The sequence below is a fragment of the Embleya sp. NPDC005575 genome (assembly GCF_040605455.1).
Lineage (GTDB): Bacteria > Actinomycetota > Actinomycetes > Streptomycetales > Streptomycetaceae > Embleya.
The window spans coordinates 51,710-71,248 of record NZ_JBEXCV010000018.1 but is presented as its reverse complement, the minus strand read 5'-3'; the positions used below and the strand labels follow the sequence as shown (position 1 = coordinate 71,248).

The 19,539-nt window shown below is 71.3% G+C and carries 13 protein-coding genes, 2 tRNA genes and 3 pseudogenes; 10 read left to right on the top strand and 8 right to left on the bottom strand.

Going from position 1 to position 19,539, the window contains the following annotated elements:
* Positions 1-10 precede the first annotated feature (10 nt).
* Entirely contained in the window at positions 11-214 is a 204-nt protein-coding gene (locus tag ABZS54_RS09155; protein WP_355532652.1) for a transposase, read from the top strand.
* A gap of 87 nt (positions 215-301) precedes the next feature.
* Here ABZS54_RS09155 and ABZS54_RS09150 read toward each other — a convergent pair.
* The 3 genes and pseudogenes from ABZS54_RS09150 to ABZS54_RS09140 all read right to left on the bottom strand — a co-directional run bounded on the left by ABZS54_RS09150 (position 302) and on the right by ABZS54_RS09140 (position 2,306).
* Positions 302-1,146, bottom strand: a pseudogene (locus ABZS54_RS09150) (amidohydrolase family protein).
* Between the two features lie 3 nt (positions 1,147-1,149).
* Positions 1,150-2,073 (bottom strand): annotated as a pseudogene (locus ABZS54_RS09145) (3-hydroxyacyl-CoA dehydrogenase NAD-binding domain-containing protein); the annotation flags it as partial.
* 20 nt (positions 2,074-2,093) lie between these two features.
* Positions 2,094-2,306: a hypothetical protein gene (locus ABZS54_RS09140; protein WP_355532650.1), complete on the bottom strand. Its 213-nt coding sequence runs from the start codon at positions 2,304-2,306 to the stop codon at positions 2,094-2,096.
* Between the two features lie 5 nt (positions 2,307-2,311).
* Here ABZS54_RS09140 and ABZS54_RS09135 point away from each other — a divergent pair, with 5 nt between their 5' ends.
* The 3 genes and pseudogenes from ABZS54_RS09135 (at position 2,312) to ABZS54_RS09125 (ending at position 5,431) form a co-directional block, all read left to right on the top strand.
* Positions 2,312-3,622: a class III extradiol dioxygenase subunit beta gene (locus ABZS54_RS09135; protein WP_355532682.1), complete on the top strand. Its 1,311-nt coding sequence runs from the start codon at positions 2,312-2,314 to the stop codon at positions 3,620-3,622.
* Between the two features lies 1 nt (position 3,623).
* Positions 3,624-3,920, top strand: a pseudogene (locus tag ABZS54_RS09130) (Gfo/Idh/MocA family oxidoreductase); the annotation flags it as partial.
* A 68-nt stretch (positions 3,921-3,988) separates the two neighbouring features.
* On the top strand, positions 3,989-5,431 hold the full coding sequence (locus ABZS54_RS09125; RefSeq protein WP_355532648.1) for a tyrosine-type recombinase/integrase: 1,443 nt from the start codon (positions 3,989-3,991) through the stop codon (positions 5,429-5,431).
* A 95-nt stretch (positions 5,432-5,526) separates the two neighbouring features.
* On the opposite strand, the gene ABZS54_RS09120 is transcribed toward ABZS54_RS09125, so the two are convergent.
* Positions 5,527-5,600 (bottom strand) — tRNA-Pro (locus ABZS54_RS09120).
* Positions 5,601-5,740: 140 nt separating this feature from the next.
* Here ABZS54_RS09120 and ABZS54_RS09115 point away from each other — a divergent pair.
* The 4 genes from ABZS54_RS09115 (at position 5,741) to ABZS54_RS09100 (ending at position 10,268) form a co-directional block, all read left to right on the top strand.
* On the top strand, positions 5,741-6,688 hold the full coding sequence (locus ABZS54_RS09115; RefSeq protein WP_355532646.1) for a hypothetical protein: 948 nt from the start codon (positions 5,741-5,743) through the stop codon (positions 6,686-6,688).
* A 358-nt stretch (positions 6,689-7,046) separates the two neighbouring features.
* Positions 7,047-7,832, top strand: coding sequence for an AraC family transcriptional regulator (locus ABZS54_RS09110; RefSeq protein ID WP_355532680.1), 786 nt, complete (start codon positions 7,047-7,049; stop codon positions 7,830-7,832).
* A gap of 37 nt (positions 7,833-7,869) precedes the next feature.
* A complete protein-coding gene (locus ABZS54_RS09105) occupies positions 7,870-8,790 on the top strand; it encodes an EamA family transporter (RefSeq protein ID WP_355532644.1) in 921 nt (306 codons plus the stop codon).
* A 218-nt stretch (positions 8,791-9,008) separates the two neighbouring features.
* Entirely contained in the window at positions 9,009-10,268 is a 1,260-nt protein-coding gene (locus ABZS54_RS09100; RefSeq protein WP_355532642.1) for a M28 family peptidase, read from the top strand.
* A gap of 340 nt (positions 10,269-10,608) precedes the next feature.
* Here the strand turns inward: ABZS54_RS09100 and ABZS54_RS09095 are convergent, their stop codons facing one another.
* The 4 genes from ABZS54_RS09095 to ABZS54_RS09080 form a co-directional block, all read right to left on the bottom strand.
* Complete coding sequence (locus tag ABZS54_RS09095; protein ID WP_355532640.1) at positions 10,609-13,050, bottom strand: endonuclease/exonuclease/phosphatase family protein; 2,442 nt, start codon at positions 13,048-13,050, stop codon at positions 10,609-10,611.
* 450 nt (positions 13,051-13,500) lie between these two features.
* A tRNA-Cys gene (locus ABZS54_RS09090) sits at positions 13,501-13,571 on the bottom strand.
* Positions 13,572-13,987: 416 nt separating this feature from the next.
* Positions 13,988-14,887: a glutathione S-transferase C-terminal domain-containing protein gene (locus tag ABZS54_RS09085; protein ID WP_355532638.1), complete on the bottom strand. Its 900-nt coding sequence runs from the start codon at positions 14,885-14,887 to the stop codon at positions 13,988-13,990.
* A 32-nt stretch (positions 14,888-14,919) separates the two neighbouring features.
* Entirely contained in the window at positions 14,920-16,818 is a 1,899-nt protein-coding gene (locus ABZS54_RS09080) for an FAD/NAD(P)-binding protein (protein ID WP_355532636.1), read from the bottom strand.
* Between the two features lie 980 nt (positions 16,819-17,798).
* Here ABZS54_RS09080 and ssuE point away from each other — a divergent pair.
* Together ssuE and ABZS54_RS09070 are read left to right on the top strand one after the other, a co-directional pair.
* Complete coding sequence (gene ssuE, locus ABZS54_RS09075) at positions 17,799-18,332, top strand: NADPH-dependent FMN reductase (RefSeq protein WP_355532634.1); 534 nt, start codon at positions 17,799-17,801, stop codon at positions 18,330-18,332.
* A gap of 70 nt (positions 18,333-18,402) precedes the next feature.
* The gene (locus ABZS54_RS09070) at positions 18,403-19,530 is read left to right on the top strand and encodes an LLM class flavin-dependent oxidoreductase (RefSeq protein ID WP_355532632.1); all 1,128 of its coding nucleotides are present in this window, start codon (positions 18,403-18,405) and stop codon (positions 19,528-19,530) included.
* The last annotated feature ends 9 nt before the right edge of the window (positions 19,531-19,539 follow it).

The following is a 19,539-nucleotide window of genomic DNA, read 5'->3' as shown; positions in this document are numbered from 1 at the left end:
GAGGTGCGCGATGGCCCTGTCCCGGTCCGACCTGCTCCGCCTCATGGAGTCACTGCGTACGGCGGACGGAATCGAGTTGATCAGGGCCCTGGCCCCACGGCTCCCGCAGGAGCTGATCGAGGCCGAGGCAACCGCCCGGATCGGTGCCGAGCCGGGCGAGCACACCGCGGCCCGCACCACCTGGCGCAACGGTGCCACCGCGACAAGACCCTGACCACGCAGGCCGGCGACTTCGAGCCGGCCATCCCCAGTTTGCACCGGCACCGCCGCGATGTCGGACCGGTGCGCCTCGGGTGGGTCGTCAGAGGCCGAGGACGCGGACGGCGTTCTCCTTGAGGATCAGGGGGCGGACCTCCGGCTTGATGTCGAGGGCGTCGAAGTCCGCCAGCCGGCGGTCGGGCGTGACGACGGGGAAGTCCGAGCCGAACAGCACCTTGTGCCGGAGGAAGGAGCCGGCCGCCTTCACGAGCTGCGGCGGGAAGTACTTCGGCGCCCCCCCCGACAGGTCGATGTACACGTTGGCCTTGTGCGTGGCGATGGAGATCGCCTCATCCTGCCAGGGCACCGACGGGTGCGCCAGGACGATCGTCAGGCCGGGGAAGTCGGCGGCGACGTCGTCCAGAAGCATCGGATCGGACCAGCGCAGCTTGATGCCTCGCCCACCGGGCAGCCGGCGCCGATCCCGGTCTGCCCGGTATGGAACAGGGCGGGGACACCCAGCTCCTGGATCGCGTCGTAGAGCGGGTAGTGCTCACGGGCGTTCGGCGCGAACGCCTGGAGGCTCGGATGGAACTTGAAGCCGCGGACGCCGTGGTCGAGGACGAGCGCGCGGGCCCGGGCGACGGCGTCCGGCCGGTGCGGGTCGACCGAGCCGAACGGGATGAGGACGTCGGGGTGGGAGGCGGCCGCCTCGGCGATCTCCTCGCTGGACAGGCCGGGATAGCCCAGGCCCGTGGTGGCGTCCACCGTGAAGATCACGGCGGCCATGCGGCGCTCGCGGTAGTACGCGGCCAGGCGCTCCACGGTCGGCGTGCGGTCCCAGCCGGACTTGAAGTAGGCGGCCGAGGCGTCCATCAGCTCCGCGTCGAGCGCCCGGGCCGCCCGAGAGGTGCTGGTTGAGAAGGGCCCGAGCAGCGCCCAGCGCAGGCCGGGACCGTGGGCGATGGCCGCGTCGATGTCGGCGACGCTCGCCGCGCCCCGCTCGACGAGGGAGTACGTCTCCCGCCACAGTGCCGCCTGGAGCCGGTTCGCGACATGGCCGGGCAGCTCCTGGCGCAGCCGGATCGGGTGGCGGCCCAGGCTGCGGTAGAAGCCCATGGCCTCCTCGACGGCGGCTTCACCGGTTCGCTCGCCCGGCACGCCCTCGACCAGCGGGATGAGGTGGGGCGGGTTGAACGGATGCCCTACGAGGACCCGTTCGGGATGGGCTGCGCAGGCCCGTTGGATCCGCGACGGCAGCAGCCCGGAGGAGCTGCTCGCCAGGACCGTCCCCGGCGGGGCCGCGGCGTCGAGGACGGCGAAGAGCTCGTCCTTCAGCTCGGGACGCTCCGGGCCGTTCTCCTGGACGAAGCCGGCGTCCGCGACGGCCTCGGCGAGGTCCGGGGTGAACGACAGCCGGCCCTGGTCGGCGGTGACGGCCGCCCGGAGCCGCTGCTCCGCGCCGGGCGCGGGATCGCTCGCGACGACCTCGTGCCCGTACGACAGGAAGAGCGTGGTCCAGGAGGCCCCGATGACCCCGGTGCCGACGACGGCGACCCTCACGACGCGCTCCCGTGCCCGGTGCCGGTGCCAGTGCCCGGCGCGGGCCCGGGCGACCTGGTCGCGGAGCTCGCCGAAGGTCAGCTCGACCGGCGCGCGGGTCTGGGAGCGGGCGACGACCGCGACGGCGTCGAGGTCCTCCTCGCGGCCGAGCGCGTGCTCGGCGTAGTTGAGGGTCGCGCCGGGGAACCACTCGGTGTCCGGCATGGACCTGCGGCCCAGGGCGGCCGTGGGCGGGGTGTGCGGGCGGACGTCGAGGAACTCCCAGACCGATGACCAGAAGCCCTCCAGGTCGGTGACGGGCCACTGCCACAGGCTGTCGTAGTCCGGGAAGCTCAGCTGCCGCTCCGACTCCAGCCAGCCGAGGTAGCGGCCGATCTCCGACTCGACTCGTCCCTGACCGTGGGGCCGGGGGTGCTGAGGATCTCGTTCATCGGGCGTCCTTTTCCGTGCGAGCCCTGCTCGGCGGCGACCTTCACGGCGCGGCCGTCCAGGAACGCCCGCATCCGCTCCTGGGCGTCGCGGCTGCCGGCCGCGACGGCCGACATGAGGGATTCAGCAGGAGGCCACCAGCGGGCGAGGCCTCGGCGATCCGGGGGAGCGCCTGGAGGACGGCGAAGTTGGTCAGCGGCGCGTTGGCCGCGATCCGCTCCGCGAGTTCCAGGGCCCTGGCGAGTGCCCCGCCCTCCTCGGTCAGGTACTGCGAGAGGCCGGCGGGCCGCTGCGGGAGGAACAGAAGCAGGCGCTGCTCGACCGCGACCTCAACGCCGCGATGCGCGAGGGCGGGAACATCTACTTCCTCGCCAAGTGGGGCGCCACGCTGGGACTTTCCTTCCAGCAGATGGCCGGCTCGATGACCGGCATGACCGAGCAGGAGTACCGCGACATGATGCTCCGCGGCGGCCGCTCCGTCGAGGGCAACCGTATCGACCACGCCGTCCTCGAAGCGGCCCACGCCGACCGGACGCCGCCCGCCGAGCACGCCACGGTCACCGGCGCCGTCTTCACCTCGCACGTACCGGCGATCGGCGCGGCGATGGACCACCACAAGACCGACGAGCCCTACTGGCGGCCGGTCTTCGAGGGCTACGAGTACTCCAAGCGGTGGGAGGAGGAGAACCTCCCCGACGTGGTCCTCCTGGTCTACAACGACCACGCCACCGCCTTCGACCAGTCGGTGATCCCGACCTTCGTGCTCGGCACCGGCGCGGTCTACCCCACCGCCGACGAGGGCTACGGGCCCCGGCCCGTCCCGGGCATCGAAGGCCACCCCGACCTCGCCGCGCACATCGCGCACTCGCTCATCAGGGACGACTTCGACCTCACCCTCGTCAACGAGATGAGTGTCGACCACGGCCTGACCGTCCCGCTGTCACTGATGTTCGGGGATGTCGAGACGTGGCCGTGCAAGGTGATCCCGTTCCACGTCAACGTGGTGCAGTACCCCGTGCCCTCGGGCGCCAGGTGCTTCCGGCTCGGCCGGGCGCTGCGCAGGGCCATCGAGTCCTACGAAAGGCCGCTGAAGGTCCAGGTGTGGGGAACCGGTGGCATGAGTCACCAGCTTCAGGGCCCCCGGGCCGGTCTCATCAACCGCGCGTGGGACAACGCCTTCCTGGACCGGCTGGTCGAGGACCCGGCCGGCCTCTCGCAGGTGCCGCACCTGGAGTACGTCGAGGAGGCGGGCTCGGAGGGCATCGAGCTGGTCATGTGGCTGATCGCCCGCGGCGCGATGAGCGACATCGACGAGAGCGGTGAGATCGAGGTGAAGCACCGCTTCTACCACGTCCCGGCGTCCAACACCGCCGTCGGACACCTGATCCTGGAGAACCACCCGCGGGCCGAGACGCCCGCCGTGAAGGAGTGACATGACTGACGACCGGACCGTCCGGATCGCCCTCGCCGGAGGCGGCGCCTTCGGTGCCAAGCACGCGGCCGCGCTCAGGCGGATCAAGGGTGTCGAGGTGACCGCTGTCGTGAGCAGCTCCCTCGAAAGCGCCCGGAAGTTCGCCGCGGAGCAGGGCGTGGGCCGAGGCGTCGCGACGCTGGAGGAGGTGCTGGCGATGGACGACGTCGACGCCGTCATCCTCGCCACGCCCACGCCGATGCACGCCGCGCAGACGCTGGCCTGCCTGGAGGCGGGCAAGCACGTCCAGGTCGAGATCCCGCTGGCCGCCTCGCTCGCCGACGCCGAGGCGTGCCGGGCCGCGCAGCAGCGCACGGGCTCGTCGCGATGGTGGGGCACACCCGGTGCTTCAACCCCAGCCACCAGTGGGTGCGGCAGCGGATCCAGGCCGGGCAGTTCCGGATCCAGCAGATGGACGTGCAGACCTACTTCTTCCGCCGCACCAACCTCAACGCCCTCCGGCAGCAGCGCTCCTGGATCGACCACCTGCTGTGGCACCACGCCACGCACACCGTCGACCTGTTCGCGTACCAGGCCGGGGCGCCGATCGTGCAGGCCAACGCGATCCAGGGACCGATCCACCCCGAACTCGGCATCGCGATGGACATGTCGATCCAGCTGCGCGCGGAGAACGGGGCCATCTGTACCCTGTCGCTCTCGTTCAAGGTCCGGTGGAGCGATGCCGCGGCTCGCAAGCGCCACTCGGTCTCGGCGAGTTCGACCACGGAGGACGGGGCGCTCGCGTGGATCGACCGCATGCGGAAGTTGGTCGCTGCGGGTGTGGACCCGACCATGGCGACGATGTCCCTGTCCGAGTACGGGACCGCCGTCATGGACATGGCGCTGCGTGGGCTGGAGCGCAAGACCACCGACCCTTATCTGGCGGGCTGGCGGCTACGGGTGGTGCCGTGGTTGGGGCATCTACAGGTGGACGCGATCACGCACGGTGCGGTCGATCGTGCGGTCTACGGGTGGATCGCCGACGGTAGTGGCCGCTCGACGATCAAGAACAGCGCGGCGGTGTTGGTTCGGGTGATGCAGCAGGCCGTGCGTGACGGTCTGATCGAGCACAATCCGGCGCGGATCACAGGTTGGCAGAGCGAGTTCCGCAAGGCGGAGGACGAACTCGACGATCCCAGGGCGCTGGCCCTGCCGGACTGGGCCGCGTTGAGCGGTCTCGCCGACGCGTTGGTCGAGCGTTCGTCCGGGCGGTACCGCGGGTGGGGTGACGTGGTCCTGTTCGCCGGAAGTACCGCTGCCCGTATCGGGGAGGTGTCCGGTGTGCGGGTCGGGGACATCGACACCCGCACGTGGGTGTGGAACCTGTGCCGGCAGACCACCACTTCGCCGGGCGGCCTGGTGGACAAGGGCACCAAGGGGAAGCGTCGCCGGAAGGTGCCTATCATCCCGACGATCCGCGATCTGGTGCAGCGCAGGATCGATTCGGCGGGCCCGGATCCGATGGGGCGGTTGTTCAAAGGACCACGAGGCGGGCGGATCACCACCGCGATTCTGCGCGACGCCACCCACTGGGACGCGGTCGTCAGCGCGTGCGGGTACGAGTACCTACTCCGGCATGGGTTGCGTCACACCGGGCTCACGTGGATGGCCGACGCGGGTGTTCCCGTTCACGTCCTGCGGATGATCGCCGGTCATGGATCCCTTTCCACGACGCAGCGCTACCTCCACCCCGATCATCGTTCGATCACGAGTGCGGGGGAGGCCCTCATGGCCCATCTGACGCCCGGTCGGTCCATAACTGGTCCATGAGCGCCTTGCGGCGCCGACGCCAACTGCCTAGTGGTCTAAACCAGTAAGAGGCGCTGACCTGGGCTTTCGCCTAAGTCAGCGCCTCTTGAACACCGTCGGGACGACAGGATTTGAACCTGCGACCCCTTGACCCCCAGTCAAGTGCGCTACCAAGCTGCGCCACGTCCCGGTGTTCGGCTGGCCGAACACGGAAACCATATCGCACATTGGGGGGTGGTCCGCCACGTGGTTCTTCGGTGGTGTCGGGCGTGGGCAGGGGGGTGGGTCCGGGAAGATCTTGGGGTGGCTTATCCGGTGAATGTCGATGTCGTGCCGCTCGAGACCTATCCCGATCTGGATGAACTCCAGCGGCTCGGGGTCGGGGCGTTGCTGAGTGATGGGCTCGAGTCCGTGGAGGGGTTCGAGGAGGCGGATGGGGTCGGGGTGGACCTGGTGGACTATCGGGTGACGCCTCGGTCGGATGGGGCTGCGGTGTTGATGTCGGTGGATGCGCCGACGTTGGAGGCGGCCGAGCGGACGGCGCGGCAGATGGTGCTGGCGGTGCTGGAGGCCAGTGGGTTGCTCGCGGATTGGCGGGTGGTGCGCAGCGAGGTGCAGCTGCATGAGGAGTTGGTGTACGAGAGTCTGCTGGCGGCGGACGGGCCGGATGCGCCGGCGGGGGATCCGGCGTTGCGGGCGCGACGGCCGATGCCGGAGGAGCGGCTGCGGATCGAGCGGCAGGCCGCGGGGGTGCGGGCGTTCGGGTTGGACGCGTTCGGGTGTGAGCCGGATACCGCGCAGCCCGACGTACCCGAGGAGAAGGCCCGGCTCGCGGCGGGGGCCGTGGCGAGTTCGGTCGGGGTGCTCGTGGATCTGTTGTTCACGGATCTGGTGAATCTTCGTGAAGCGGATGGGGCTTCGTTCTTCGTGCTGGATGCGTTGCCCATCCTGGAGGAGGGATTCGTCCGGCGGTTCGTGGTGGCCGCCGTCACGGTCACCGGGCGGCTCGGCGGGAACGAGTGGGCGCCGCCCGCGTGCTTTGCCGAGGAGATGGCGTTGCGGTTGTTGGTGGATCAGGCGGCGTCGCTGTTGGAGCGGCACGGGCTGTACGACGACGACGTCGAGGCGGCGTTTGTGACGTTCAGCGACGCGGCGTCGGACGACCCGGAGTCGGTCGAGCTGCGGCTGTCGGATCCCGGGCCGGAGGAGTGGTTCGAGCCGATCGTGCCGGGGCGGCCCGTGCACGGATATCTGAGAGCGAATCGACATGAATGGTGACCCCGTACCGGGCGGCCCCGGCGGCCCCCGTGTACATGGCACACCCGGCCGGCCCGGCCCACCGGGCGGCCACCGGATACCCGGCGGCGCCTCCGGCAGCTTCCGCGCACCCGGCCCGTCCGCCCCACCCGAACCGCCCGGCGCCCCCGGCGGCCTCCGCGCACCCGACCCGCCCAGCCCGCCCAGCCCACCCCATGCGCCCAGCCCACCCGGCCGACCCGAACCGCGCGACCTGCCCGTCCCACCCAGCGCCCCCGGCAGCCCTCACCCCGACGCGCGCGGGCGTCCCGACCGCGGGCGCGGCGAGTCCGCCGTGTGGACGCGCGTCTACGGCGTCGAGGACACACCCCTCGACCTGATGACCGCGCGATTTCGCCGGCACCGGTACGCGCCGCACGCGCACGAGGAGTACGCGATCGGGGTGTGCGTCGAGGGCGTCGAGCAGATCGGCTACCGCGGCACGGTGCACCGATCCGGGCCCGGCACCATCGTGGTCGCCGAGCCGGGCGAGACGCACACCGGCGGTCCCGGCATCCCCGAGGGGTACGCCTACCGCGTCTTCTATCCCTCGGCAGCCCTGGTCGGCGAGGACCTGCCCGGCCCCGCCCCGCACTTCCCGTCGCTGCTGGTGGCGGATCCGGCGCTCGCCGCCGAGATGGTCGCCGTGCACGTGCACCTGACCGCCGGCGGCGACGCGTTCGAGGGCGAGTCCCGCGTCGTGGAGGTGCTGCGGGCCCTCGTCGGGCGGTACGCGGTACAGGCCCGGGCCGATCGGCCCGGCTCGCCGGACGCCGCCCGGGTGGCCCGCGCGGTTCGTGAGCGGCTGGCCGACCAGCTGGTGCGGCCGCCGTCGTTGAGCGAGCTGTCGGCCGGGATCGGGCTGTCCCGCTACCAGACCCTGCGTGCGTTTCGCGACGCGGTCGGGTTGCCCCCGTACGCCTGGCTCGCCCAGCACCGGGTCGCCCGTGCCAAGGTGCTGCTCGCCGCGGGAATGACGCCGGCCGAGGCGGCGCTCGCGGTCGGGTTCGCGGATCAGGCGCATCTGGGGCGATGGTTTCGCCGAGTGCTGGGCGTGACCCCCGCCGGCTACCGCAGCAGCGTGCTCCGCAACCACGTTCTAGACCGATCGGCCCCGCGTGGTTGATCATCCTCTTCGATCAAGAGATTGAGGGGACACGGCCGTGAGTCGTCGTGGAGCGTTGTTGTTCGCGTGCATGTGCGTGATCTGGGGGATCCCGTACCTGCTGATCAAAGTCGCGGTGGACGAGGTCTCGCCCGGCGTGTTGGTGTTCGTGCGCACCGGACTCGGGGCCCTGCTGCTGTTGCCGTTCGCGCTGCGCGGCGCGGGCATGCGGGGGTTGGGCCCGTACAAGTGGCCACTTCTGGTGTTCGCGGTGACCGAGTTCGTCGGGCCCTGGTGGATGCTTTCGGACGCCGAGCGGCGGCTGTCCAGTTCGACGACCGGGCTGCTGATCGCGTCGGTGCCGATCTTCGGGGCGGTGTTGGTGTACCTGACCGGTGGCACCGAGCGCATGGGTCCGGTGCGCTGGGCCGGTCTGGCGATCGGGTTCGGCGGGGTCGCGGTACTGGCCGGGCCCACCCTCGGCGGCGGGGATCCGTGGGCGGCGCTCGAGGTGCTCGCGACGGCCCTGTGCTACGCGGGTGCGGCGCTGGTGGCGGAGCGCAGGCTCAAGGACGTGCCGAGCCTGCCGATGACCGTGGTGTGCCTGGGCTTCACCGCGCTGGTGTACATACCGCTCGCCGCCGCGCAGTGGCCCTCGCACGTGCCGGGCGGCAAGGCGCTGGGCGCGATGGGCGTGCTGGCGCTGGTGTGCACCGCGATCGCGATGGTGATCTTCTTCGAACTGGTGCGCGAGGTGGGTGCGGCGCGGGCGACGGTGATCACGTACGTCAATCCGGCGGTCGCGGTGGCGGCCGGGGTGCTGATCCTGGACGAGAGGTTCACGCTCGCGATCGGGGCGTCGTTCGTGCTGATCCTGGGCGGAGCGGTACTGGCGACGCGCAAGAACGCGGCGCCGGCCGCGGTGACCGACGAGGCCACGGAGCTGCCGGGGGCGGTGGACGCGCCCGGGTGCCGCTAGGGCTGCACCCGGCCGAACCCACCGCCGGAGCCGGCCGCTCCCGAGCCCGCCCGCTGAGCCCATCGCCCATGCCGATCGTCCAAGCCGACCGCACATGCCCATCGTCCAAGCCCATTGCCCATGCTCACCGTCCGAACTCGCCCCCCGAACCGACTCGCCGGTAACAAAGGTGCTCGGCGGGGCGGACAGGGTGCGGGTGGGCGTGGCATCGTGGCGGGATGACGAGCCGCGGGGGAAACGACGCACTTCGGGGGCACAGCCGCAGGAAGCGGTCGCGCCGGCCGTCCGAGGCCGAACTGCGGGCCGTGATAGAGCCGTTGGCCAAGATCGAGCGGCTGCCCACCTCGGCCGGCGAGCGCGAGGCGGCGCAGCGCATCGCGGAGATGCTGCGCGAACTCGGGGCCAGGGACGCCGTGGTCGAGGAGGAGCCGGCGTACACGTCGTACGCGCGCCCGATCGGGACGCTCACCGCGATCGCGACGGTGGCCGGTCTGCTCGCCGGGCGTTCGCGGGTCTCGGCAACGCTGGTTGCCGCCGCCGCCGCCCTCGGCATCGCCGACGACATCTCCTATCGCGGCCAGTACGCCCGTCGCGTCCTCGGCGGCCGGCGGCGCAGCGCGTACAACGTGGTCGCCTCCGTCGGTGACCCGGACGCGGCGCGCACCCTCGTGGTGACGGCACATCACGACGCGGCGCCGACAGGAGCGGTGTTCGACGAGCGGGCCGCGCGTTGGTTGGCCACCCGCTACCCGCACCTGGTGGACAAGGCGAGTGAGAACCCGCCGCTGTGGTGGCCGGTGGTCGCCGGCCCCGCCCTGATCGCGCTCGGCGCGGCCACCGGGGCCAACGGCGTGCGCCGTGCCGGGATCGGCCTCGCCGCGGTGAGTACGGCCGCGTTCACCCAGATAGGCCGCAGTCGCGCGGTCCCGGGTGCCAACGACAACCTGTCCGGAGTCGCCGTGCTGGTCGCGCTCGCCGCCACGCTGCGCGACGAACCGGTGGCTGGCGTACGGGTGTTGCTTGTCTCGGCCGGTGCCGAGGAAGCGCTCCAGGAGGGTATCCGGGGCTTTGCCCGCCGCCACTTCCCCGAACTCGACCGCGAACGCACGTGGTTCCTCAACGTCGACACGGTCGGTTCGGGAAATTTGGTCCTGTTGGAGGCCGAGGGCCCGTTGCACATGGAGCCCTACGACGTCCCGTTTAACAACCTGCTCTCCGAGTGCGCCACTCGCAACGACATCGCGGTGCTGACCGGACTGCGCTCACGCAGTTCCACCGACGGCGTGGTGCCCAATCGGCACGGCTACCCGACGGCGACCCTGGTCTCGATCGACGACCAGAAGCTGATCCCGCACTACCACCTGCACACGGACCTGCCCGAACACGTCGACTACGACTGCGTCGCCGACGCCTGTGCCCTGGCCGAGGCGGCCGCGCGGGCGCTGTCTCAGGTCGAACCGCCTGCCACCGGCCTGTAGTTCCAAGCGACGGGTGGCCCGGATAGCCCGCCCGCCGGCTCGGGCAGCCCGAACCGCCCGGACGACCCTCGCGCCCGACACCGACACCGACCCCGGTGCCGGGCGCGAGGTGACGCTACGTCAAAACTGAGGCCGCAGACCCGAACCCGGACCCGGCGACGCCGAGCCCGAGTTCGGACCCGACTCCGAGTCCGACTCCGACTCCGACTCCGACTCCGAGTCCGAGTCGAGATCGAGGTCAAGACCGACCGGCGCCGAGACGAGTCCCGGCCCGTCATCGAGAGCAGCCCCCGGGCCCGTCATCGAGAGCAGCCCCGGGTGGGCCCGACGTCGATCCCCCTCAGGACCGCTCGAACAACTCCTCCCACAGCTGCTCCAGCAGATCCAGGAAGTCGTTCCCCGTGCTCGGGTGCACACGCAGCACCTGCGGATCGTGATCGCTTGCCTGGTCCGCGAACGCCGCGTTCACGTGCACGATGTCGTACTCGAAGCGGCTGATCCGCGGGCTGGTCAGAATGTGGTCGAGCATCTGGCTGTTGCCGTTGAACACGTATCCCCAGCGCTCGTTCGCGGGCAGCGTGTCGACCATCGTGCGCAGTGCGCCGCCGTCGGTGAGCGTCTTGAGCGTCGGCGAGAACGCGAAGTCGTTCAGGTCGCCGAGCACCACCAAATTCGCCTTCGGGTCGGACTTCAGCAGCTCGTCCACGAACGAGCGCAGCACCTTCGCCTGCGCCACCCGCTGGACCTCCGAGCTGCGCGTCGGCGGCTGGAATCGGCTGTCCAGCGCCTGGTCGCCGCCCTTGGAGGCGAAGTGGTTCGCGATCACGAACACCGTCTTGCCGCGGAAGCGGAACTCCGCCGCGAGCGGCTTGCGGCTGTTCTCCCACGCCGGGTCCGCGGGGGAGACCCGGCCCGGGGACTGGGTCAACCGGGTACGCCCCAGCCAGTCCTTGCGGACGCCCACCGCGCTCGTGGAACCGCCGCCGGGACGGTCCACGAACTCGACGCGCGTAGCGTCGAACAGGAACGCGTTACGGATGTTGCCGCCCGGCTGGCCGCCGTCCTTGCCATCGACCGGCTCGATAGAGCGCCACGAATAGGCCGGTCCGCCCGCAGCCTTGATCGCCGCGACCAGCTTGTCCAGCGTCTGATCGGCGGCGACCACACCGTCGTTGGTGGGTCCGCTGTTGTCCTGGATCTCCTCCAGGGCCACCACGTCCGGCGTGGACAGGTTGGTGACGATGCCCTTCGCGAGCCGGTCGAACTTGGCCTGGGTGTCCTTGGGGGAGAGGTTCTCCACGTTGTACGTGGCGACCGCGAGTTCGCTGTTCTTCTGGTCCCGCGTCGTCTCCGGCGTCAGCGTGCCCTCGACCACCTTGCCCAGCGTGGTCGCGGCCAGCGAGTACCCGCCGAACTGGTCGTACGTGAGCGGGCCGGCGGTCTCACCGGTGAGCGTGTCGCCGACGTTCGCCTGCGGGAACGGCTCCTGGGAGAACGGGATCAGCGACGCGACCTTGAGCCGGCCGCTGTTCTGCGCGTCATACCCGTTGTACAGCGTGCCGCCCTGCGCGGTCGGGTTCTGCGTCGGCTCCAGGGTGACCCACAATTCGCCGAACGAGGTGCTCGGGCCGACCACGCGCGATTCGCCTACGCGCGTCAACTGGCCTTCGAGCGACTCGTACAGGTCCAACGCGTACTTCGTCGGCTCCAGCGCGAGTGCCTCGATCGAGGGTGTCCCGGTGGGCGTGTACGCGTCCGGCAGGGTCGCCGCGTCGAGCGATACCGGTGCGGGCAACGTCTGTCCGGATGCGCCGACCACCCACGTGGCGTCGGTGACCTGGGTCAGCGACTGGCCGCCGGCGTTCGCGCCGCCCGGATAGAACTCCTCGACCTTGCCGGTCACCTTGACCGCGTCGCCGACCGCGACCTTCGGGGTGACCGTGCCGGTGAACACGAACAGCCCCTCGGACGTGCGGGGATCGTCGTCCGGCTGGGTGTCCTGGAACCAGAAGCCGCGTGCACTGCCGAAGCTGCGCACACCGGTCACCACGCCCGGCACGCTGGTCACCCGAGTCCCGTTCTTCGGCGACACCCGGGTGGTGCCCTGGATTTCGTGGATCCGCGCGTTGGTCGGCTCGGGCTCGCCCGGACCCGGGTCGGTCGGACCCTGTCCACGCGCGTTGAGCGGCGTCGGTGCACCCGCGGCGAAGTCCGCGCCGTTGTCGTCGGTGTCCGCGAGCGAAGAAGTCCGGCCCACCGAAGCCGAGTTCGACGCGCCGGCCGCCGGGGTGCCCTCGCGGACCACCGCGTCGCCGTAGCCCGCGACATCCACGACCCGGCCGTCGGCCAGGCAGTCCGCCGCGGTCAGGCAGGTGAGCGCCGTGGTGCCGCGGACCAGCGCGACGGTGCCGCCGGTGCCGGACATGTTGATCGCACCCTGCGCGTCCGGAGTGGGCAGCGCGAGGGTGCCGCCGGCGCCCTTGGCCTCGCCGATCAGGTACCGGCCGCCGGGCGCCACCGCGCCGGTCAGCACGGTGACCTGCCAGGCCGACGTCGGCTTGGGCGCGGCCGGGAGGTACTGCACGCTCCAACCATCGACCGCGACGGCGGCCGGACCCTTGTTCGCCAACTCGATGAAGTCGTTGGTCAGGCTTGCGCCGCTGTTGCCGCCGCCGCCGTACACCTCGGCGAGCAACACGTCCACGGCGGGCGCCGCAACGGCGGGAGCGGGCGCGATGACGAGCGCGCCGCCGGCGAGGGCGCCGGCCACGGTCGTGGCCACGACACCGATCCGTCGCCGCCGCGTACTCGGCACGGATCGTCGTCGAGACGAATGCTGACGGAATGTCACCCAGGGCCTCCGAAAAGCGAAAGGGACAGGTTCGGGACATTCTCGGGACTGCGAGTGAACGGCGTCCATCCTTTGGGCGGCCCGAAGGGGGCCAAGGTTCACCCGGCGCCCGAATCTTTTCCCTCGTCCGCGCGTTCCACCGAGCAACGGACCCGTCGCGAGCGCATCCTTGTCGGTTCGGCGTCGACCATTGTCGTTCCCGGGCCGACTTTGTCGTCGACGCCCAAGGCCGCGCGGCGCGCGAGCGCACGGAACCTCGGGTGGCAAGTCGTGGGCCCTCGTGGGCAAAGCCCCACGAGGGCCGCAGGCGCACGGCCGTGATCTCGGAGTCCGGGAACTCCGCTCCGGCCGCCCGCAGTTCGTGCGGCGTTCAGCCCTTCGAGGTGGAGACGGGATTCGAACCCGCGTGAACGGCTTTGCAGGCCGTTGCCTCGCCTCTCGGCCACTCCACCCGGCCGGGCCGGAGCCCGGTCGATCCATCAGATCGTGTGCGGTACACCCGATCGGTCATTCCCCCAGGCCCACAAACCCGTTCGACTCCGTCCGTCCGTCCTTCCGTCCTTCCTCCGGCCGTCCGGCCGGGCAGGCCGAGATCCCCACCCTCCCGATGCGTTCCCGAGCGGCCCAAGCGGAGCAGCCCATCCGGGCGACCCAGGCGACCAGCCCACCCAACACCCGGGCGATCCGGTCGCCCTCCGCACCGGATCGCCCGGTACCTCGGGGATGCGCCGCAGGCGCCCTCCGCCCGGCGGCGCACCCCGATCCGGTCCCGCACCCCGGGATCCCCAGCGCGCACGCGTCCCAACGTGCGGCGCATCCCGCAGGACCGACACCGACCCGACCCCGCGTCGGATCGGCGAGCCGAGGGTCAGCTCAGCGCTGACCGGTCCTGCGGCACCGCCCACTGCTCGGCGGTGGGGGAGGCCGGCGACTCGGGGAACCGACGCAGCCGGTTCTCCGCCTGTACCGCGAGATCGGTGGTCTCGCGGAACTCCGGCCGGGTGTACAGGTCTCGCGCGTAGGCCCACAGGTTGGGGTAGTCCACCAGGGTGCGACCGTCCTGGGTGACCGCGGCCCGGTAGGTCTCCGGGAAGCGCAGCAGCTTCACCCAGAACCGGATGTCCGAGATGGTCAGCCGATCCCCGAACAGGTAGCGCCTGTCCGCCAGATGCGCATCCGAGCGCTCCAGCGTGTTGATCGTCTCGCCCTCCTCCGACGTCCACAGGCCGCCCTTGCGCGCGGCGGTCGCGAAGTCGGTGTCGGTGATGTCGATTGCCTCGCGCAGGTCCTCCGGGTACAGGTCCAGCGCGTGCTCGCCGACCAGTTCGGCAAAGCTCGTGGCCAGGTTGTTCGGAATGGCGTCGAACGCGTTCGACACGATGCGATCGCCGGACCGGTCCCACAGCGTCGGCACCGAGATGTGCCCCGCGTAGCCCGGCGCCGTCGCCTCGTAGGCCTCCCGCAGCAGGGTGAACCCGTTCACCGGGTCCGGGCCGAACCGCTCCCGGAACGCCCAACCCCGGGCGTCGCGTTCCTCGTCCACATAGGACGCACCGACGATCTCGGTGAGCCCGCGCGCATGTCGCACGATCGCAGCGATGTGCGCCCATGGGCAGCCGTGCGACAGATACAGGTGGTATCGCCCGGCCTCCTCGGGGAATTCGGGGTCGCCGATCAGACCGGCGAACGGGTACTGCGGGTCGGTGACCGCGTACGGACCGTACGTGTCGATGTCGACGGGGCTCGCGTAGCCGAGCTGAGTGGTCACTGGGTGGCTCCTGGTCACTCGGTGGCTCCTGGTCACTGGGTGGCTCCTGTTACAAGTTCCAGCCGATCGAGAGTGCGATCAGTGGCGGGTCCGATCTCCCGCAGATGATCCAACACGCCCCGAACCAACGCGTCGTTGACCCGAAACGCCGGCGCGTCGAAGCGGGGCCGGGAGAACCCCGCGCTCCCGGCGCCGCCCGCCACGCCGTGGCCGACCGCGAACCGACCCGGATGCGCGTCGCCGTGCACGTTCACCACCCGACGATCGCCCGCACGCGTGTTCAGCCGGCCCGCGGAATCCGTGGACGCCTCGCCCCGCGCGGCCAGTCGGCGCAACAGCGCGTCCCGGGTGCGCTTCAGCGACGGATCGGGCAACCGGGCCTCCACCAGCGCGCGGGCGTGCACCCGCACGCCCGGCAGACTCGGACTGCTCGCCCGCCAGTCGCCCGAGTCGTCGTCGCCGGCTATCTCGACATCCTCGCCGAGGAAGCGGATCACCCCGGCCCGGGCCAAGGCGAGCAACTCCTCCAGACGCGGCCCCGGCGGGCCACTGGCCAGATAGCTGAAGAAGCCGAGCAACCGGGCCGGATCCGGCACCGGATCACCCGCGTCCTGAAGCCGGAGCACCACCCCGTACACGCTCAACAGCGCGTGTATAACGGCTAGATCCTGGCTGTACGCGGGATCGTGCCGGCGGGTCAGGTCGGCCTCGATGTGCGCGTGCATCCATTCCTGGAGCGCGTCCTGGTCGGCGAACGGCCGCCCCTGCACCGGCCGGTCCAACAGCGCCCGGTCGAACCGGTCGGCCGGATCCGGCACCGCGCGCGCGATCAACTCGCTCGGATCGGCCGCCGCCGCGAACTCCGCGTCGAACTCCGCCCATTCCATCGTGGTGCGCTCGCCGTGCGCGGTGAACAGCCGGTGATAGTGCGCACCCGCCAACTCCTTGCCGATCAACGGCCAGACATCTGCCGTTGCCCGGGCCGCCTCGACAGTGAAGTGCCTTGGCAGAGGCGGCCGTTCACCCGTCCATGGGTAACCGGTCTTGGACCGGTACGGCACGCCGCGGCGCGAGGCCGCAAGCAGCAGCGGCTCGCGCCCGGAGGCCCGATAGCGCAGCACACCCGCCGCGTCCCGCTCGAACATGCCACCGCGACCGTGGCTCAACCGCACCATCAGGTCGACGAAGGCCAACCCGATGCCGCGCACCAGTACCGGCTCGCCCGGGCGCAGCGCGTCCAGGTCCAGATCGGCGGTGTACCCGGTCGGGATGTACGCGAGTCCGTGCCGGCGGGCGAACCTGATCTGCTCGCGTTCCTCCGCTGTCGGTTCGGCGTCCAAGTGCCCCTGGGCCAGGATTACCGCGTCCACCTGGAGCGATGGCCGTCGCCCGGCCAACTGGACCCGCTGTCGGCGCGGCCCGTCGGTGATGTCCACGACCGCCGTCTGATGCACGATCACCCGCACGTTGGCCGGCGCCCCCTCGACGGTGGTGCGGAAGAACCAGGCCAGATACGTGCTGAGCAATGGCCGGGACGGGAACGAGGTCGGCCCGCACGCGGCCAACTCCGCCGCAAACGGCTCCGGTTCGGCGGCGTCCCGATCCTCGCGCAGCTCGTCGGTGCGGGCCGCGGCCCACTCGGCCAGCGAGGGTCCCGGCCGGATCGGCCCCTCGATCGTGGACACCTCGTCGGTGAACAGCGTGATGTCGGCGGCCAACGAATTCGCCCACAGCAGCGGCGACTGGGCCCGCCGCCACACCCGACCCGCACCCGGTGGGTAGGGGTCGACGACATGCACGTGCAGCGGACGGTCACCGAGCAACTCGGGGACGTTGGCCAGGAGGCGTTCGAGAACGGACGCGCCACCGGGACCCGCGCCGACGATGCAGACGGCGACTGGGCGGAGACGGCCGGACGGATGGTCGGGCATGGCTCTCCCCTCGTGGGGGTACGGCAGAAGAACGCGAACCGTCACCCGGCGCCCGGATACGGGCACGCCGAGATGCTGGTTCAGCGGGTAGGAAGGGCCTTACGCCACAAGGCCGGATGCGCGATCCGGGCGGATGCTCGGGATTCCCCGGCGCACAGGACCGAGGGGCGCGGCGGCGAGATCAGCCGCGGGTACGACACAGCCCGCCGGCCACACGACACAGGTCGATGGGGCGGCACGACACGAGGAAGAGGTCGAGGCTCACGACGTCGACGCTACGGAGCCGTCTGACGAGTTGTCAATGTCGAACCGTCGCGGTCGCCTTCGAGCAATTGACCGAGCACCGCCCGGCGGGTTAAGTTCCGGAACAACTTGCCGTGGCGTTCCGCCACGGCCCAGCGAGGGGATCCCGGTGGCGCATCACGCGCGACGCAGCGACGGGGCGGTCATGTCCACCGCCGGTTGGCTGCTGTCCGCCCGCCTCCACATCGACCTCGGGCGTGTCACCAGCGCCGCCTGTTGTAGCTGACCAAAGCGCGCGGCCCAGGCCGCGCCGTCGGCGTCCCCTCGATCGGGACCGAACGCCGGCCGGCGCCCCACACGTACCCAGGTACGCCACGGCACCGGACCGACCGTTCGCCGACTGCCCGCAGCGCCCCACCCCGCAGCCGGTGGGAGCGATCTCCCGCCGAGCGAGATCCCCCGACCGACCCGGTCGCCTCCGACCGTTCGCTTCCGATCCCGCTGTCCACCGAGATCGAAGTGGCGGACGGCGGCGGGAACGGCGACGGGGCCGACACGACCGAAGAGGTCGACGGGGTGCACCTCCCGTCGAGACCGACCGCCTTCGCGGCCGATCACACGGCAACCCGGCGCATCACGCGGACCGCACCACCAATCACCGGCGCCACCGGCACTCGGATTCAACCCCTGCGCCACCCCGGAACCATCACCCGAACCACCCTGAACCGAGGTAACCCATGGCAACCGTCCTGACCGTATGGGGCAGCCCCTCCGCGACCTCGCGCACCGGCGTCGTCGCCCGCCACGTCGCCGCCCGGTTGACCGCCGACGGACACGACGTGTCCATCCTCGCCGTGCGCGACCTGCCCGCCCAGGCACTGCTGCACGCCGACTTCGCCGACCCGGACCTGCGCGCCGCCCTGGCCCGGGTCGCCGACGCCGACGCGCTCGTGATCGCCAGCCCGGTCTACAAGGCCGCCTACAGCGGCGTGCTCAAGACGTTCCTGGACGTGCTCCCGCAGTTCGCGCTACGTGGCAAGGAGATCCTGCCGGTGCTCACCGGCGGCACCCCCGCGCACGTCCTGGCGCTCGACTACGCGCTGCGCCCGGTGCTGACCTCGCTCGGCGCCGACCACGTCGCACAGGGCTGGTTCGTACACGAGCGGTTCGTCTCCGCCGAGGGCGGGATCGAAGCCGAGGGCGTCGCGCCGTTGGAGGAACTCGCCGACGCGTTCTCCGCGCGGCTGCGCCGCCCCGCCGCCGTCGCCTGACCCGCACCGGTCGGCGCACCCGCCCGCCGACCGGTCGGGGCCGACCCGCCCGTACGACATGGGAGTTCGCATGACCACCGGCCACCTCCACCTCGGTGTCGCGCTCGACGGCGCGGGCCGGCACCCCGCCGCGTGGCGCTCGCCGTATGCCCGCCCCGCCGAACTGTTCGATCCGCGCTATTGGGTCGAGCTGGCCCGCACCGCCGAACGCGGCCTGCTCGACTTCGTCCGACTCGACGACTCGCTCGGGCCTCCCTCCGCCCGGATACCGGGCCGCCTCGACGCGGTTTCGGTGGCCGCACGGCTGGCCCCCGTGACCGGCTCGATCGGCCTGATCCCGGCCGCGACCACCACCCACACCGAGCCGTTCCACGTATCCACCTCGATCGCCACCCTCGACCACGTCAGCCGAGGCCGCGCCGGCTGGTGGCCCCAGCCCTCCCGAACCGTCGCCGAGGCCCGCCACTTCGGCCGTAAACCGGTCGCCCCGGCCGGTGAACTCAGCGACGAGCAAGCCGAATTCGTGGACGTGGTCGGTCGGCTGTGGGACAGCTGGGAGGACGACGCGATCATCCGCGACGTGGCCACAAGCCGGTTCCTGGACCGGAACAAACTGCACTACGTCGACTTCGAGGGCACCTACTTCGACGTCCGCGGCCCCTCCATCACGCCGCGCCCGCCGCAGGGCCGGCCGGTGACCGGGATCACCGTGGACGGCCCCGACACGCTGGAGATCGCCGCGCGCTTCGCCGATGTGCTCTTCGTCGACGCGTCCGGGCCCGACGAGGCCCATCGACTGCGCGAGCGCGCGCACGCCATCGCCGAGGGCAACGAGCGCGACCCCGGCGAACTTCGGGTGCTCGCCGAGATCACCGTGTACCTGGCCGCGACCGACTCGGATGCCCGCCGCGAACGCAGCCTCCTCGACGCACGCTCGGACGTCCCGGTCCCGGGCGGGCTCTCCTTCACCGGTACCCCCCAGGCCCTCGCGGACCGCCTCGCCGGGTGGTATGTCGGCGGCGCGGTCGACGGCTTCACGCTCCTCCCGGGCGTGTTGCCGTACGACCTGGACCGAATCGTCGAGGACCTGGTGCCACTCCTGCGCGAACGCGGCCTGGTCCGGGAGGCGTACACCGCCGGCACTCTGCGCGGACACCTCGGCCTGCCGCTGCCCGCCAACCGCTACGCCCGGACCTGAGGAGAGGTC

Excerpts from the sequence above, each read along its gene's own strand:
- ABZS54_RS09140 (WP_355532650.1), bottom strand. The coding sequence starts at position 2,306 with ATGTCGGCCGTCGCGGCCGGCAGCCGCGACGCCCAGGAGCGGATGCGG.
- ABZS54_RS09110 (WP_355532680.1), top strand. The coding sequence starts at position 7,047 with ATGACCGCGCGATTTCGCCGGCACCGGTACGCGCCGCACGCGCACGAG.
- ABZS54_RS09100 (WP_355532642.1), top strand. The coding sequence starts at position 9,009 with ATGACGAGCCGCGGGGGAAACGACGCACTTCGGGGGCACAGCCGCAGG.
- ABZS54_RS09070 (WP_355532632.1), top strand. The coding sequence starts at position 18,403 with ATGACCACCGGCCACCTCCACCTCGGTGTCGCGCTCGACGGCGCGGGC.
- ABZS54_RS09155 (WP_355532652.1), top strand. The coding sequence starts at position 11 with ATGGCCCTGTCCCGGTCCGACCTGCTCCGCCTCATGGAGTCACTGCGT.
- ABZS54_RS09125 (WP_355532648.1), top strand. The coding sequence starts at position 3,989 with ATGGTGGGGCACACCCGGTGCTTCAACCCCAGCCACCAGTGGGTGCGG.
- ABZS54_RS09080 (WP_355532636.1), bottom strand. The coding sequence starts at position 16,818 with ATGCCCGACCATCCGTCCGGCCGTCTCCGCCCAGTCGCCGTCTGCATC.
- ssuE (WP_355532634.1), top strand. The coding sequence starts at position 17,799 with ATGGCAACCGTCCTGACCGTATGGGGCAGCCCCTCCGCGACCTCGCGC.